This is a genomic window from Dietzia aurantiaca (assembly GCF_021033825.1).
GTDB lineage: Bacteria > Actinomycetota > Actinomycetes > Mycobacteriales > Mycobacteriaceae > Dietzia > Dietzia aurantiaca.
This window is the reverse complement of record NZ_JAIFXZ010000009.1, coordinates 137,237-149,387: the sequence shown is the minus strand read 5'-3', so window position 1 is coordinate 149,387 and position 12,151 is coordinate 137,237. Positions and strand designations below refer to the sequence as shown.

The following is a 12,151-nucleotide window of genomic DNA, read 5'->3' as shown; positions in this document are numbered from 1 at the left end:
CGAGCAGAGCTACTACGCCGCTCTCAACCGAGAGCTTCAACCCACATAGGAGCGGCGGGAAACCTGGGGCGGTTCACTCGACGCACTCACCGCAGTGGTCCATGAACCCGAAACTCGACACGCGCTTGTGCACGTCGAGGGCGGCCCGGAGAGCGGCCACCAGGGCCGGCACGTCGGTGCGGGCGTGCGCGATGAACTCGACATTTGCCTCGGCTGGCTCATGGTGGGGGCGAGTCTGATCAACAGTGACCACACGACGGGCGATGGCGAGGTTCCCTTGCGCCCGGATCGCGGTACGGCGTCCTGCACGCACTCCGTCGACCTCTTCCATCACCTCCCACGGCCCTTCGGTGGCGGCCTCGGCTCTCTGCTCGATCTGGTCGAGTCGGTCACTGATCGACATGACGGCCCTCCTTGGTCTCGTACGGATTGGTTTCGCTTCCTGAGAGGCCGTGACTCTGGTGGTATATCAAGCAGTCGCCGTAGCCCTCGTCCCACGCTTCCGCGAGCATCGGCATGATCCGTCCCGCCACCTGCTCGCAGTCGCACAGTGGCCCACCGAACGGCACCGTGGCGGCGTGATCCGACCCGTCATGCCAGGCGCGGGCCATACACTCACGGGCGGTCATCTGGACCACCCGCAGCGGGGGCACGGGACAGGGATGTGGCGGATGACTGGCTGGGGCGGGTCGATATGGAGAACGACGCGCCGTTCCTCATGCTCGCGCACAGCCTCGGCTTTCGAGGCACGCAGCGTGGATGCAAGCCACGCGTCGAACTCTTCCGGGGTGAGGGCGGTAGCGCCCAACCCTGCGGCGTCCCGCACCTCGTCTGTCGTCGGCGTGTACGGCTGCTCACGCATCGCCTGCCTCCTGCCCGATCACGTGGCGGGCCATCCCGATGAGCATCTCCACGCCCATCGGCTCCTGCTCGTCAAAGTCGATGCCGCCAGCGCGTGCAAGTTCCCGCGCCTTCTCCTCCACCGGGTCGGTGGACTGCCCAGCCTCGATAGCGAACAGCCAGCCCAGCCGAATTGAGAGTGCGCGCTCCTGCGCAGTGATGTGATTGTGTCCCCACGCCTGGAACGCGCTGCGTAGCTCCTGCTCTACGTCCTCGCGTGTCACGGTTGTGGCGGTGTGGGCTTCGGCAGCCTCAGCGCGGGCCACCGCCTCGGCAAGCTGCTGGCGCGCTGTGATGCGTTCCTGCTCCACAATCCCGTGAGCACGACGCCAACGAGCGCGGTCGGATTCAGCGGTCTTGGCGCTAAGTCGTGCAGCGGACTCGGCGTCCATCGCCTCGTCACGGTCACGCTCGGCGGTTTCGAGTTCGCCCTGCAACCTCGCGATACTGGTCGCCTGACGCTCCAGACGGTCCGCCATCGCGGCATCCTCACGCGAAACAGGCGCAGGCTTCGGATGGTGGGCGTTCAGATGCTCAACCATCGCTTCGAACGCCACAGCGGCACCGAACTGCTTCCCGCAGATGTCCAGCTCGGGACGCCTGTTGTACAAGTCCAGACTCGACACCGACGGCACATCGTTGCTCGTCCATTCGTTCGTCATGTCGGGGTTCCTGTGGTTGGTGGTGTGTGCATTTGGTTGCATTGGGCTGCAATGTTTTGTGGTCATTTCAGGCGCCTTCCTGGAGTGGGGGCACTACCCGTATCGGCGGGCGGCCGGGGGTGTTGATGTGTTTGAGGGGGTCGCCGTCGTCGATTCCGAGGCGGGCGAGTTTTGTGTCGATTGCGGTTTCTCGGGCGGCGCGGGCGTCGGGGGTTTCTTGGTCGGTGCGGCGTTGTCGGATGACGCGGGCTTCGTTTGCGATGTCGGGGGCGAGGATTCGGTGTCCGGCTCCGCGGGTTCGGAATATGACGTCGACGCCGGCGAGGAGGTCGTGTCGTTGGAGTCCGTAGGCGGCGAAGGTGGTGGCCCAGGCGATGGCTGTGGCGGTGGCTTGTTCGTCGTCGTCTTGGCGGGGCCACCAGGGGTCGTGGGCGGCGCATTTGGCGAGGACTGCGCCGGCGTTGTCGATGTCATTCGGTGAGGGCTGGCGGGTCATGGTGGTCTCCTTGCTGGGATTGGGCTAGGGCGTGGGCGGCGTTGCGGCCGATGTCGGCCCATCGGCGGGATTTGCTGGTGGTGTTGGTGGTTGGTCGGTTGCGGGTTTTGACGATTTCGGACACGAGGGATGGGAGGAGTCCGGGGCCGGCGTGGGGTTTGTCGAGCCAGAGGGTGAGGGCTGCGGTGATGTCTGGTTGGGGGGTGCCGGATTTGAGGAGGGTTCCGGCTTGGATGGCGAGTGCGGTTCGTACGGCTTGTGGGTGGGTTTCGGGGATGTGGTCGCGGATGAGTCGCCAGCCGTCGGCTGGGACTGTCCGCCCGGTTGGTCGTTCGTGGGGGGTCGCGTGCGCGTGCGCGGTGCTGCTCTTTTCGGGGTCGGGTCGGGACGGGTCGGGACGGGACGGGAGGGGCGGACAAGTTGTGACCGTGGACGCGTCCGTTTCGGTCACAGTGGACGCGGGCGTGACAGTCTTCTTCTGGGCTCGTGACCTGCGCTTACGTTCGGCATCCTTGGCGCGCTTCTCGTCTGCGTCGCCTTTTGTGGGCTGGTACTCCTCCCAGCCCTCGAATTGGTAGCCGTCGTCTGTCCGGGACCAGAATCCGACGTCACAAAGCGCGTCCCGGACGTCCACCGCGTCCGAATCTGTCCGGTGTGACATGACCGTGACAGGCCCGAACTCTTCAGTGATGTCCTCCGGAATGAACCCGTCGGTCTCGTTCAGGGCCGACCACGATCCGCACTGGATCCACATCCCCATGGCCATGCATCGGGCCTCGACGCCATAGATGCGGCCGAGTCGGAGGAACTTGCGGTGCGACGTGAGTTTGTCGTCGGTCTTGAACCACGCCATTTAGAGTCGAGCTCCCTTGCTTGTTGTTCGCCGCTGCGTGACGGCTCCGTCCCATTTCGTTCCCGGTGGGAGTTCGCCCGCCCATACGCTGTGCGGATCCCGGACCGCCTTCTGCTCTGCGCGGCAGGTGCCGATCGCGGGGCAGCGTGTGCGGCACAGCGTGGCCGCTTTCCGCCACCGCTTGAGCGCCTGTGAGTTGGACTCCGCGTCGTCGCGGGGATCCCACAGATTCGCGCCGTCCCACCGCACGCATGTCGCGTCGCGGTAGTCGTCCGGGTGCACGCCGGGCGCCCGCCGGTTCACGCCGCCACCGGCCTTGCTGGTCGGCCACCCAGGTCCTCAATCAGGCGGTGTTGGTCGGCGATCATGTCCTGCGCGGACGCCAGGAGCTGCTCGGTCCGGTGCCGGCGCAGGCGTTCCTGCTCGGCGTCAGCGACCGCCGCGGCGAGTCGGCGTTGAGTGTCGGCGAGAGCGACCAACACGGGATTACGGGATGGCACGATTCCTCCTCCTGGCAGCAAGTCGGGCTTTCGCGGCCCGCCGGCGTCGCCGATCGATGACGGCCTGTTGGGCGAGTAGTTCATCTCTGGCCGGGTGTGGCGCGGCGGTCTCCCGCAGCTCCACATGCGACGGATGCACATACGACTGGTTCATGCCGCCACCTGACCGAGGTCTGTAGCGCGCAGATTCAGCGCGTCGACCACGATGGAACGGGGATACTCCCCAACGCATCGGTGAGCTACCTCGATCCGCTCGGCCCGGGTCATCGGGGGCCGGGACAATTTCCACTTCTGGTAGCGGTTGGGCTGACTGCCCCTGGGCACGCGTTCGGCCATCCACGCGACACCGCGCTCGACGGCGATGTCGTCTACGTCCGTGTCGCATTCCGCGTCCACCATCGGGGCGGCGGCCGGATCGTCGATCGTGTCCTCGTCCCATGCCAGTGGTGACATCCAGCCGCGCCGCGAGGCCATGCTCCGTGCCCGCACAGAGTCCCCAGGGGTGAGCTGCAGTTCCTCGAACAGGGCCGCGACCTTACGTGCCATGCCGGCGGTGGCCAGTCTGGTTCCGCCCACGATGGGCGGCATGTTCGACTCGAGCACTCCCAGCCGCGCCGCGAGGGACCGCTGCGAGTGTCCGATCGCCACTAGAGCTTGCAGCCGCCGGGCGGTCCCGGTGGGGTCGACGCGTTGGCCGTCTGCGGCGGTGCGCCACACCTGGGCCCGGTCCGGTGGCTCGACGGCGAGGACCCGGTCGGCGGTGCGGCGGAACACGATCCTCGCCGGGTAGCCCCCTCGGTCCTTGCGGGGTCGGAGCAGGTTGTCGAGCTGGTCCGGCTTCACCCCGGACACCCTGGAGATCTGGTTGCGGGACATACCTGCCGCAAGCAGTGCCTCGTAGTGGGCACGCACCGGGGCCGCGGGGACCCGGGCGGAATCCCATCGGCCGTAGGCGAGCATCCGCCGGCGGTGTGCCTCGTAGTGGCGGTTGCAACGGCCACGCGACCGAGTCGGCCGTTCACAGCCTGTCTCGTTGCATACGTTCAGCTTCGTGAGAGTCACGCTGCACGCTCCTCTGCAGGTGGGGTGCCGTTGTAGACGAGCACCCTTGCGTCGCCATTGCCGCTGTAGCCACCCACCATCGACCCGCCGGCGGTCGTGGAGGTGTCGATCATGACGTTGTTGCCGTAGTGGTCGGCGCGGATCACGCAGTTCCACGACCACGGCCAGCCGAGCCCCTTGATCCAGTCGCCTACCTTGAGGTCAGCGGCGGTTGATTCCCGCCACGGATCTACGTCGAACAGTGCTAGCTCAGGCATGGGGCACCGCCTGAGGTGTCACGGTCACGACCAGGCACGGCCAGTAGTGTTCGGCGTACCCGCCGAACTTGGGGCAGTCGTACTGCACGAACCCGGTCGTGCGCGGCTCTGAAGGGTCGAACGGGGTATGGCGGGCGGCGTTCACGAACCGCCACTGCTCCCACGACGGGAACCGCACCCAGGCGCCGGGCGTGATGTCCGCTGCAGTGGTCATCGGTTCCCCCACTTCCGTAGGCCCGCCGCCACCAGCACCCCGGTGAGGGTCCAGGCGACGATCGGTGCAGCACCAACGGTGAGAGCGATCCCGACAACGGTGATCGTTCCGACTTGCCACGACAACGGGACGGTCACATCGCGATGACCGCGGCTCACAGTGGGTCACCTCCGGCGTGCTCGAGGAGGTCGCGGAGGGAGCGGCGGCGCCACGACCCGTCCACGCGTTGCTCGATGCGGTCGACGAATCCGTAGCGGTCGATCGCGTCCACGGTGTAGGCCCACGACTCCACCGGGTCCGCCTCGAACGGGCAGTCATCGTGGCTGGTGATCCGCCACACGTCCTCATCCGCGATGGGTGGCATCAGTGGGGTGGTGAGGCTGCGCATGATCCGGTCGGCCAGGCCGGCCAGCGGCTCGGGCGCCGTGCCACCGGTGACGATGCCGGGTATGGACGGGGCGGGTTTGGCCGGTGCGAGTGGCACCTGCTCTTCGAGCTCGTCGGTCGCGCAAGCGATCGTCCAGCCCTTCACCAGGTCGATGGCGACCCAAGGCCGGGACGGAACGGATGACGCATGCACGGCCACTACCTCGTGGCCACGCAGTCGAGCATGAACAACATCAGGGACAGTCATCGGTTCTCCCATCGGGCGTTGGCGGGCCGGTCGGCGTCGACGCACGGTTGGCAGGTGGCCACGGCGTGGGTCTGGGTGTGCTCTACGCCGGTCAAGTTCTGACCGCACCGGGTGTGGAGCTCCCACGACTTCTCGTCAGCGGCGAGCACGATGTGCGGCAGGTGCCATGTACGGGCCGTGCCGATTCGGATGCAGGAGACCTTCTCGAACAGGGCGGTCATGTCGGCCAGCCCCCGGCGATCTCGCCGAGCACTGCGGTCCCGAACACGATCAGGAACAGGGCGAGAGCCCCCAAGAACGGGGCGATCACGTTGACCCACACCCGGCGGGGGCCGGTCGACAACTCGTGGTGCTTCTCGTCCACCCATCCGTAGGAGCGCAACAGGGTCTTCGACTCCTCGACCCGGCGGTGGTGGTTGGCCAGCTCGAGCGCCTGCGAATCGAGGGCGTCCTGCCCCACGGACTGCCACGACGGATGCCGACTCATCGACTCATCGACAGTCACGACGCCCGCCTCCCACCCGCGGTGATTGGTCGGTCCGTGCGGTCGTGGACCCGGTCCGCGATCCAAGCGTCCACGTCCGAGCGCCGGTAGCGGACCCATCGGCCTTCCTTGATGAACCGAGGGCCCTGTCCCCGATACCGCCACTGCGCCAGCGCAGTGACCGCCATCCCCAACTCCCCCGCCAACTCCTGCGGCGTCAACAAACCGGTCACTGGCCACCGCCCTCGGATGTGGCCGCAGTGAGCGCCTCGATGACAACCGACGCCTCATCGATCGACAGGTCCCGAGCCGACACAATCTGACGGCCCACGATTTGCGACAGCTCCCGGTGCCGGCCCTCGTCATCCGTCACACCGATCTCACTGAGCTGGGCGTGCATCTTCTTCAACTGGGCATCGGTGACCATCTCCACCGCATCCGACAGATCCGGCCCGGCCTGGCCTTCCACCGGGGCGGCCTCGATCTGCGGGGTGTTCACGTACTGCCCCGAGGTGATCGCGTCAGGAGACGTGTCGATCCGGATCTTCTCGTCCGCGTCCACCGCGACGGCCATGTCAGTGGACTTCGGCATCCACTTCGCCAACTGCCGCACACAGGTCTTGTGCGCCATCTGCTCGAAGTGGTCCACCCACGGCCCGAACTTCGCCCTCGTGTTCTTGTCCTTGTATTCGAGCATCTCGTCGTGGCCCATCACGTAGAAGGCGTGACCGCCAGAGTTGAACTTCGCGATCGCGTAGTAGGCGATCGCCTCACCCTTGGGGCCGCGCATCGTCGGCTTGTGGACGAGACGGTCCTCAAGGCCGTAGTCGACGTCGAAGGTGTCGTTGGCGTACACGGTTCGGGCGATCAACGACTTGATCTGCCCCGACCGGTGCGCCAGTTCGACCATGCCCTGATAGCCGACTACGAGCTGCGCCTGGAGCTGCCCCTTGTTGCGAAACGGCAACAGCCACGCGTGCCCCAGCACACCGGGGCGGAGGCCGAGCTGGGCGCACGTCATCAACGCCCCGAACACCGTGGCAGGGTCACAGTCGGCGAGCTGCGGCGTTTGCCTCACGCACGTGAGCGCATCACGCACCAGCTGGGACGCTTCCGCACCGCGGGGCATTGCGAGCTGGAACTGGTCCTGCATGTTGCGGATCTGGTCCGACAGAGTGGCGGGTGCTCCCCCACCGTTTCGTGCGGCGCCGTTGGTGGCTCGCTGAGCAAGATCTCTCGCCATGATTACTTCTCCTTCGGGACGGCGATCGAGGTGAACTGCATCGCCTTGTAGATGTCTGGGTGGTCCGCCTTCAATCGGGCGGTGTCGATGACCGGCATGTCGGTCGTGTACTGGGCGGCCAGGTCCGGATGCTCGGCAACGAGGCGTTTCTCGTCGACCTTCCCGCCGCGCAGCCCGGCAACCACGTCCCCATCGACGGCGGTCAGGCGAGTAGCTGAGCCGATGAGTTCACGGAGGTTGTTGGCCGCCTCGCGCTTCGCCCGCTCCGCCTCCTTCTCCGCGACGGATGCGGCCCGGTACTTGGCGGCCCACTCGGCGGCAGTGCCGGTGTCGTCCACCACGTCCCCGTTGTGGTCCGGGTAGCGGTCAGTCAGAAGTCGGGTGGTGGCTTCCGACCCGTCCAGCGGGGGCTGGATGTCGTCGATGACGTGCTGCCAGAACTCGCGGGTGCGGTCCACGATCAGCGGGATCAACACGTCGTCGTCTCGCTCGACCTTGCGCAGCTGCAACGGTCCGCGGTCGATGACTGCGGCGACGATCGCGTACTTCGCACCCGTCACCGCCATTCCGGCCTGCACCTGGAGTTCGGCATGGTCAGCGGTCTGCCCGTCTGCCCACTCGTCCCGCTGGAAGAAGCCAGTGGTCTTGGCCTCGAACAGGCCGCCGTCATCGAAGAACCCGTCCGGCGAGTACCGCAGCCACGGCCACTCGGTCGACACGACCGACCCGCACGTGCCGATTGCCCAGCCCGTCTCCTCCTCGGCGTCCAGCCGGATGTAGGGCTCCATACGGTGCCCCCACACAGCCTGAGGCGACGGTGGTGTCGTATCGACGGGGCGTCGTCCGGTCTTGTCCTCCCACAGGTCCACGGTGGAGCTGTACTGGTTGAAGCCGAGGATCGTGGAGATCTCCGAGGCTCCGACACCGTGGCGTCGTTCGAGCAGCCACTCGGCGCTTCCATTCTTGTGCTCCGGGACGGGGGCGCAGTGTGCACGCCACGCCTCGGGAATGCCGGTCTGGATGGTGGCGGTCATCGGTTCTCGTCCTTTCTGCGGAGTTGGTTGAGGAGATGGACGGTGCGGTCCACAGCCCGCTGGATCTCCCACTGGTGTCCCCCGTCGAGAGCGGCGACCATGAGTTCGGCGGTAGCGGCGATCTCGTCCCGCTGCTTGCGCAGGGTCTCGGTCTCGACCTGGAGCACGCCGCGGGCGTAATCGACCGGATTCGTGGCCTGGGTAGTCATGCCGCGCCTCCCCTGTGCTGGTTCATCTGAGCGATCACCAGGGCGAGCGCCTGCTTGTCGTCGAACCCGGCGTCGGTGAAAGCGATGAACATCTGACGGGTGACGTTTGCCGCGTTACGAAGGTCTGCGTGCGGCTCCATGCGGCCCTTCCCGTTCATGCCGCGTCTCCGTTCTTGCGGCGGGCCCGGTACTCCTCGTAGGCGTGCCACCCGGCGTCCTCGAGCTGCTGCTCGTGCTTGCGGTCGATCTCGTCGCTCTTCACATCCAGCGAGTCGAGGAAGTCCAGCAACGCGGCGACGGCGGTCTTGTGCAACTGCTGCTGCTCGACCGTCAGATGCTCAGGAGTGGCCAGCGGGGACCCGACCGGGTCGAGTCCGTCGCACTCGAGCCAGTCGATGAACACCGGCGGCTGAGACTTGTGGAGGTGGTCGGAGATGTCGTCACGGATCAACTGCTCAAGCCGGCCCTCGTCATAACTGCTCACAGCGTCTCCTCGGTGGTGGTGAACGTGATGCCGGCCCGCACAGGAAGCGGGTCGGTCCAGCGGCACTTAGCGAACTCGTCGGCGTCGCACAGGTCCGCGATCCACCCGATGTCGATCGGGTAGCCCTGCGCCTCGACAGGGACCAGCGCGGTCATGCGGAGGCCCTCCAGACGGTGTTCTTCGACGAGTGCCTGGACCGGCGAGTGGTGCGGTAGCGGCCCATCGGGACGATCAGCCCGTTCCGTGCGCGGGCACCGATTAGTGCGGGCAGCAGGTTCGGGTGCGCCGGCGGCAGCTCGCTGGGGATCCGGGCAGCAATGTCCTCGACGGTGAACGGATCCCCCGCTTCGACGAGTGAATCGATCGCGTCGATCGCTGCGGCTCGGTAGTCAGTCGGGGCGTTGGCAACTACGCGTGCCATCCCCTCGTCTCTCAATGTGGTGGCGGTATGGTTAATCACGACGGGACTTCCTTTCTTGTCGTCGGCCTCCAGGTGCTTGTCCCACCTGGGGGCCGGTTTTATGCGGCCGCTTTCTGGCGATTGGCGACGTTGGCATTGGCCATTTCGACCAAAAAAAGAGACCCGGGCGGAGCTCCGAGCGCCTTCTCGATCGCGCCAGCGATCTTGGGCCCGCAAGAGTTGCGCTTTCCAGATCGCAGGTGGCCGATCGTCGACCGGTAACTCTCGCTTCCGGCCTTGATTGCAAGCGTCCGATTCGAGAGGTCTCGAGCCTCCATGTACGCGCCGAGGGCGTCCTTACTGATGAGGCGCATGTACACCTCCCTCCTGGGGTAGCTCATCTCGTCTCACCTCCTTACGGTACTGCCAAGTGGCTACGTTGGCAATAGCCACTGTAGCCGGAGGTGGCTACAGTTCGCAAGGCGTTCGTGGGCGCTAACGTGCAGCGCACCGAATTACATGCATGGATTTTGTAGCCGAGGTGGCTACAGTGGCAGTTGCCATTCCCCCTGCATCCGATGGAGATTCGTAGCCGTGAGCGCACTTAGCGACCTACTCAATCGGCACTTCGACACGAAGTACGGCGGCACGTCCAATCGTCGAATTTCTGAAATGGCCGGCGTGTCCCGCGGGACGATCGACAACTACCGCAACGGAACACATCCGGCCCGACCGAGCGAAGAGGTCCTTCGAGCGTTCCACGACCTGCTTGGGATCCCAATGGAACAGCTACGCGCAGCGGCCGACCTCCCCCCGGGAGAAGAAGAGCCCTACCTGCCGCCCAGCGAAGCCAATCTCCTGAACTCCCGGCAGCGTCGCGCTCTAGACGAGCTCATCCGGAGCTTTGTCGCGACGAAGGAGGCACACCGTGAGGACCAGGGCACGCAGGACCCGCCGAGCAATCCGCCAACTGATGGAGAGACTCGGCCTAGCGGAACCCCCATGAAGCGCGCCGACATCGCGTGGCTCGACGACCACCGGGCACCGGACGTAGACGACATGCTCGACCGCGTCACCGAAGACGCTCAACGCAGCGACCAGGCGACCCCGACGAACTGGCAAGACGTCGACCCAGACCGGCTGGCATCGCGTCGATCTGATCCGCGGGAACAAGGTGACGACACCGAATGACACGCCTGTAATCCCAGGTCAGCGGACACAAAATGTCCGACCCCGCTGGCATGGTCACGTTCATGCGATACCACCCATGGCGGCACCTTCGGGACCACACCCACGTCACCGTGGAGACTCGCGCCGAACTCCCCACCGGCGTCGACGGTTTCACCGATGGCACCAGAATCTGGCTACGCCGCGGCCTCACCCAAGCCCAACGCCGCTCGGTACTCGCGCACGAGCTCGTCCACATCGAGCGCGGCACCAATCACGTCAGTGACCGGGAAGAGGCAGTGGTCGACTCGATCGCCGCCCGCCGCCTGGTCACGTTCCTCGACCTGCACGACGCCCTGCGTTGGTCCCAAGGCCGCGTAGACGACGAAACGGCCGACTGGTGCTGGGTCGATCTGCGCACCATCGAGGCGCGCATCGAATCTCTCACCGACGCCGAACGGGCCCAACTCGAGCAGCTGCGAGAGGAATGGGCGGCATGACCGATGAAGAGCACCAGATCATGCGGTTCGAGGCCCGGTGGTGGCGCCTGGCCGGGTCGAAAGAGTCCGCCATTCGTGACGAGCTCGACATGGCTCCGACCCGCTACTACCAACTGCTGCACCAGCTCGCCAGCCGTGAGGACGTCCTCGCCAACTACCCGGTCCTGACCAAGCGGCTCCGCCGCCGGATGGCCCGCAAACCCGCCCGACCCCGAGTCGGCACCCTAAACCTCGACTAAGGAGTACCAGCATGGGAATCATCCACACCCGAACCATCCTCGTCCGATCCACCGGACCGCAAACCCACCAGGCCGTTCTCAATGCACTGGCCGCCGAGAAGGTCGACATCCGCGACCACGCCAACCCGATCCGCGCTAAGTCCGCTCGCGCCCTACGGAAGAACAGGTGGGCCGCCGACCTCACAATCGAGATCCACGAAGACCGAATGGTGTGGACAGTCGACGCACTCGGCGACAAGCACGAGCAGATCCTTAATGAACTCATCGCCCAATTGCCGGACGGGATGGTCGACGACCAAGGAGTCGCCGATGCGGTCGCCCGGATGCCGAAAGTGTCGAGGCTCCTCGGCAAGTCGGAGATCAAGAACCTTGCCGCGATCCTCACGCCGACAGAGCACGTCATCGCGATCGCGTCGGGCACCTACCGCAAGGTGCTCGGAGCGCTCGTGCTCACCACGGAGCGACTCGTGTTCTTCGACCAGTCTTACAAGGCGCGCGACGTCGAGGAGTTTTCACTCGACGCGATTCAGTCACTCGGAGTCTCCACCCGGCTAGGTAGCGAGAAGATCGACATCTCGACCTCAGGGCGCAGCGCGGAGATCGTAAACATGCAGCCCGGTGAAGCCGAACGGATGACCAACGCATTCCGTCAGGTCCGCGACTCACGGGTCACCCCCGCGCCCGGCGCCCTGGCGTACCAGTCCCCGGACGCGATGGACCAACTCCGCAAACTCGGAGAACTACACGAGGCCGGGATCCTCACCGACGACGAGTTCGCAGCGAAGAAGGCCGACCTACTGGGGAGGCTCTAGG

Annotated in this window: 25 protein-coding genes; 4 read left to right on the top strand and 21 right to left on the bottom strand. The window is 65.9% G+C overall.

Going from position 1 to position 12,151, the window contains the following annotated elements:
- Window positions 1–73: 73 nt before the first annotated feature.
- The 21 genes from K3888_RS11300 to K3888_RS11200 all read right to left on the bottom strand — a co-directional run bounded on the left by K3888_RS11300 (window position 74) and on the right by K3888_RS11200 (window position 9,806).
- On the bottom strand, window positions 74–403 hold the full coding sequence (locus tag K3888_RS11300) for a hypothetical protein (RefSeq protein ID WP_230930357.1): 330 nt from the start codon (window positions 401–403) through the stop codon (window positions 74–76).
- Window positions 390–629: a hypothetical protein gene (locus K3888_RS11295; protein WP_230930356.1), complete on the bottom strand. Its 240-nt coding sequence runs from the start codon at window positions 627–629 to the stop codon at window positions 390–392. The genes K3888_RS11300 and K3888_RS11295 overlap by 14 nt, the downstream gene beginning before the upstream one ends.
- A 225-nt stretch (window positions 630–854) precedes the next feature.
- A complete protein-coding gene (locus K3888_RS11290) occupies window positions 855–1,562 on the bottom strand; it encodes a hypothetical protein (protein WP_230930355.1) in 708 nt (235 codons plus the stop codon).
- Between the two features lie 67 nt (window positions 1,563–1,629).
- Window positions 1,630–2,058 (bottom strand): hypothetical protein, encoded by a 429-nt coding sequence (locus K3888_RS11285; protein ID WP_230930354.1) that lies wholly within the window; start codon window positions 2,056–2,058, stop codon window positions 1,630–1,632.
- The gene (locus K3888_RS11280) at window positions 2,033–2,911 is read right to left on the bottom strand and encodes a hypothetical protein (protein WP_230930353.1); all 879 of its coding nucleotides are present in this window, start codon (window positions 2,909–2,911) and stop codon (window positions 2,033–2,035) included. Before K3888_RS11280 ends, K3888_RS11285 begins: the two co-directional genes overlap by 26 nt.
- 299 nt (window positions 2,912–3,210) lie before the next feature.
- Window positions 3,211–3,411 carry a hypothetical protein gene (locus tag K3888_RS11275; RefSeq protein WP_230930352.1) on the bottom strand — a complete coding sequence of 67 codons (201 nt, stop codon included), beginning with the start codon at window positions 3,409–3,411 and terminating at the stop codon, window positions 3,211–3,213.
- Between the two features lie 150 nt (window positions 3,412–3,561).
- Window positions 3,562–4,473 (bottom strand): hypothetical protein, encoded by a 912-nt coding sequence (locus K3888_RS11270; protein WP_230930351.1) that lies wholly within the window; start codon window positions 4,471–4,473, stop codon window positions 3,562–3,564.
- Entirely contained in the window at window positions 4,470–4,730 is a 261-nt protein-coding gene (locus K3888_RS11265) for a hypothetical protein (RefSeq protein ID WP_230930350.1), read from the bottom strand. The genes K3888_RS11270 and K3888_RS11265 overlap by 4 nt, the downstream gene beginning before the upstream one ends.
- Window positions 4,723–4,944: a hypothetical protein gene (locus K3888_RS11260; RefSeq protein WP_230930349.1), complete on the bottom strand. Its 222-nt coding sequence runs from the start codon at window positions 4,942–4,944 to the stop codon at window positions 4,723–4,725. Before K3888_RS11260 ends, K3888_RS11265 begins: the two co-directional genes overlap by 8 nt.
- Before the next feature lie 154 nt (window positions 4,945–5,098).
- On the bottom strand, window positions 5,099–5,578 hold the full coding sequence (locus K3888_RS11255) for a hypothetical protein (RefSeq protein ID WP_230930348.1): 480 nt from the start codon (window positions 5,576–5,578) through the stop codon (window positions 5,099–5,101).
- The gene (locus K3888_RS11250) at window positions 5,575–5,799 is read right to left on the bottom strand and encodes a hypothetical protein (RefSeq protein WP_230930347.1); all 225 of its coding nucleotides are present in this window, start codon (window positions 5,797–5,799) and stop codon (window positions 5,575–5,577) included. The genes K3888_RS11255 and K3888_RS11250 overlap by 4 nt, the downstream gene beginning before the upstream one ends.
- On the bottom strand, window positions 5,796–6,083 hold the full coding sequence (locus K3888_RS11245) for a hypothetical protein (protein ID WP_230930346.1): 288 nt from the start codon (window positions 6,081–6,083) through the stop codon (window positions 5,796–5,798). The genes K3888_RS11250 and K3888_RS11245 overlap by 4 nt, the downstream gene beginning before the upstream one ends.
- On the bottom strand, window positions 6,080–6,295 hold the full coding sequence (locus K3888_RS11240) for a helix-turn-helix transcriptional regulator (protein ID WP_308281982.1): 216 nt from the start codon (window positions 6,293–6,295) through the stop codon (window positions 6,080–6,082). Before K3888_RS11240 ends, K3888_RS11245 begins: the two co-directional genes overlap by 4 nt.
- Window positions 6,292–7,305: a recombination protein RecT gene (recT, locus tag K3888_RS11235; RefSeq protein WP_230930345.1), complete on the bottom strand. Its 1,014-nt coding sequence runs from the start codon at window positions 7,303–7,305 to the stop codon at window positions 6,292–6,294. The genes K3888_RS11240 and recT overlap by 4 nt, the downstream gene beginning before the upstream one ends.
- Window positions 7,306–7,307: 2 nt before the next feature.
- Window positions 7,308–8,339: a YqaJ viral recombinase family nuclease gene (locus tag K3888_RS11230; RefSeq protein ID WP_230930344.1), complete on the bottom strand. Its 1,032-nt coding sequence runs from the start codon at window positions 8,337–8,339 to the stop codon at window positions 7,308–7,310.
- Window positions 8,336–8,548, bottom strand: a complete 213-nt coding sequence (locus tag K3888_RS11225; protein ID WP_230930343.1) for a hypothetical protein — start codon at window positions 8,546–8,548, stop codon at window positions 8,336–8,338. The genes K3888_RS11230 and K3888_RS11225 overlap by 4 nt, the downstream gene beginning before the upstream one ends.
- Window positions 8,545–8,706: a hypothetical protein gene (locus K3888_RS11220; protein WP_230930342.1), complete on the bottom strand. Its 162-nt coding sequence runs from the start codon at window positions 8,704–8,706 to the stop codon at window positions 8,545–8,547. The genes K3888_RS11225 and K3888_RS11220 overlap by 4 nt, the downstream gene beginning before the upstream one ends.
- Window positions 8,703–9,032 carry a hypothetical protein gene (locus K3888_RS11215; protein WP_230930341.1) on the bottom strand — a complete coding sequence of 110 codons (330 nt, stop codon included), beginning with the start codon at window positions 9,030–9,032 and terminating at the stop codon, window positions 8,703–8,705. The genes K3888_RS11220 and K3888_RS11215 overlap by 4 nt, the downstream gene beginning before the upstream one ends.
- Window positions 9,029–9,187 carry a hypothetical protein gene (locus tag K3888_RS11210; protein ID WP_230930340.1) on the bottom strand — a complete coding sequence of 53 codons (159 nt, stop codon included), beginning with the start codon at window positions 9,185–9,187 and terminating at the stop codon, window positions 9,029–9,031. Before K3888_RS11210 ends, K3888_RS11215 begins: the two co-directional genes overlap by 4 nt.
- Window positions 9,184–9,453 (bottom strand): hypothetical protein, encoded by a 270-nt coding sequence (locus K3888_RS11205; RefSeq protein WP_230930339.1) that lies wholly within the window; start codon window positions 9,451–9,453, stop codon window positions 9,184–9,186. Before K3888_RS11205 ends, K3888_RS11210 begins: the two co-directional genes overlap by 4 nt.
- Before the next feature lie 98 nt (window positions 9,454–9,551).
- Window positions 9,552–9,806, bottom strand: coding sequence for a hypothetical protein (locus tag K3888_RS11200; RefSeq protein WP_230930338.1), 255 nt, complete (start codon window positions 9,804–9,806; stop codon window positions 9,552–9,554).
- Between the two features lie 220 nt (window positions 9,807–10,026).
- On the opposite strand from K3888_RS11200, the gene K3888_RS11195 reads away from it, so the two are divergent.
- From K3888_RS11195 to K3888_RS11180, 4 genes are read left to right on the top strand one after another with little or no spacing between them, the layout of a single operon-like run.
- A complete protein-coding gene (locus K3888_RS11195) occupies window positions 10,027–10,623 on the top strand; it encodes a helix-turn-helix domain-containing protein (protein ID WP_230930337.1) in 597 nt (198 codons plus the stop codon).
- 32 nt (window positions 10,624–10,655) lie between these two features.
- Window positions 10,656–11,099 carry a hypothetical protein gene (locus K3888_RS11190; protein WP_230930336.1) on the top strand — a complete coding sequence of 148 codons (444 nt, stop codon included), beginning with the start codon at window positions 10,656–10,658 and terminating at the stop codon, window positions 11,097–11,099.
- A complete protein-coding gene (locus K3888_RS11185) occupies window positions 11,096–11,338 on the top strand; it encodes a DUF3263 domain-containing protein (RefSeq protein ID WP_230930335.1) in 243 nt (80 codons plus the stop codon). Before K3888_RS11190 ends, K3888_RS11185 begins: the two co-directional genes overlap by 4 nt.
- Window positions 11,339–11,349: 11 nt before the next feature.
- A complete protein-coding gene (locus K3888_RS11180; RefSeq protein ID WP_230930334.1) occupies window positions 11,350–12,150 on the top strand; it encodes a PH domain-containing protein in 801 nt (266 codons plus the stop codon).
- The last annotated feature ends 1 nt before the right edge of the window (window position 12,151 follow it).

Excerpts from the sequence above, each read along its gene's own strand:
- K3888_RS11285 (WP_230930354.1), bottom strand. The coding sequence starts at position 2,058 with ATGACCCGCCAGCCCTCACCGAATGACATCGACAACGCCGGCGCAGTC.
- K3888_RS11230 (WP_230930344.1), bottom strand. The coding sequence starts at position 8,339 with ATGACCGCCACCATCCAGACCGGCATTCCCGAGGCGTGGCGTGCACAC.
- K3888_RS11260 (WP_230930349.1), bottom strand. The coding sequence starts at position 4,944 with ATGACCACTGCAGCGGACATCACGCCCGGCGCCTGGGTGCGGTTCCCG.
- K3888_RS11250 (WP_230930347.1), bottom strand. The coding sequence starts at position 5,799 with ATGACCGCCCTGTTCGAGAAGGTCTCCTGCATCCGAATCGGCACGGCC.
- K3888_RS11200 (WP_230930338.1), bottom strand. The coding sequence starts at position 9,806 with ATGCGCCTCATCAGTAAGGACGCCCTCGGCGCGTACATGGAGGCTCGA.
- K3888_RS11210 (WP_230930340.1), bottom strand. The coding sequence starts at position 9,187 with ATGACCGCGCTGGTCCCTGTCGAGGCGCAGGGCTACCCGATCGACATC.
- K3888_RS11265 (WP_230930350.1), bottom strand. The coding sequence starts at position 4,730 with ATGCCTGAGCTAGCACTGTTCGACGTAGATCCGTGGCGGGAATCAACC.
- K3888_RS11185 (WP_230930335.1), top strand. The coding sequence starts at position 11,096 with ATGACCGATGAAGAGCACCAGATCATGCGGTTCGAGGCCCGGTGGTGG.
- K3888_RS11280 (WP_230930353.1), bottom strand. The coding sequence starts at position 2,911 with ATGGCGTGGTTCAAGACCGACGACAAACTCACGTCGCACCGCAAGTTC.
- K3888_RS11295 (WP_230930356.1), bottom strand. The coding sequence starts at position 629 with ATGACCGCCCGTGAGTGTATGGCCCGCGCCTGGCATGACGGGTCGGAT.
- K3888_RS11255 (WP_230930348.1), bottom strand. The coding sequence starts at position 5,578 with ATGACTGTCCCTGATGTTGTTCATGCTCGACTGCGTGGCCACGAGGTA.
- K3888_RS11290 (WP_230930355.1), bottom strand. The coding sequence starts at position 1,562 with ATGACGAACGAATGGACGAGCAACGATGTGCCGTCGGTGTCGAGTCTG.
- K3888_RS11300 (WP_230930357.1), bottom strand. The coding sequence starts at position 403 with ATGTCGATCAGTGACCGACTCGACCAGATCGAGCAGAGAGCCGAGGCC.
- recT (WP_230930345.1), bottom strand. The coding sequence starts at position 7,305 with ATGGCGAGAGATCTTGCTCAGCGAGCCACCAACGGCGCCGCACGAAAC.
- K3888_RS11190 (WP_230930336.1), top strand. The coding sequence starts at position 10,656 with ATGTCCGACCCCGCTGGCATGGTCACGTTCATGCGATACCACCCATGG.
- K3888_RS11205 (WP_230930339.1), bottom strand. The coding sequence starts at position 9,453 with ATGGCACGCGTAGTTGCCAACGCCCCGACTGACTACCGAGCCGCAGCG.
- K3888_RS11220 (WP_230930342.1), bottom strand. The coding sequence starts at position 8,706 with ATGAACGGGAAGGGCCGCATGGAGCCGCACGCAGACCTTCGTAACGCG.
- K3888_RS11225 (WP_230930343.1), bottom strand. The coding sequence starts at position 8,548 with ATGACTACCCAGGCCACGAATCCGGTCGATTACGCCCGCGGCGTGCTC.
- K3888_RS11180 (WP_230930334.1), top strand. The coding sequence starts at position 11,350 with ATGGGAATCATCCACACCCGAACCATCCTCGTCCGATCCACCGGACCG.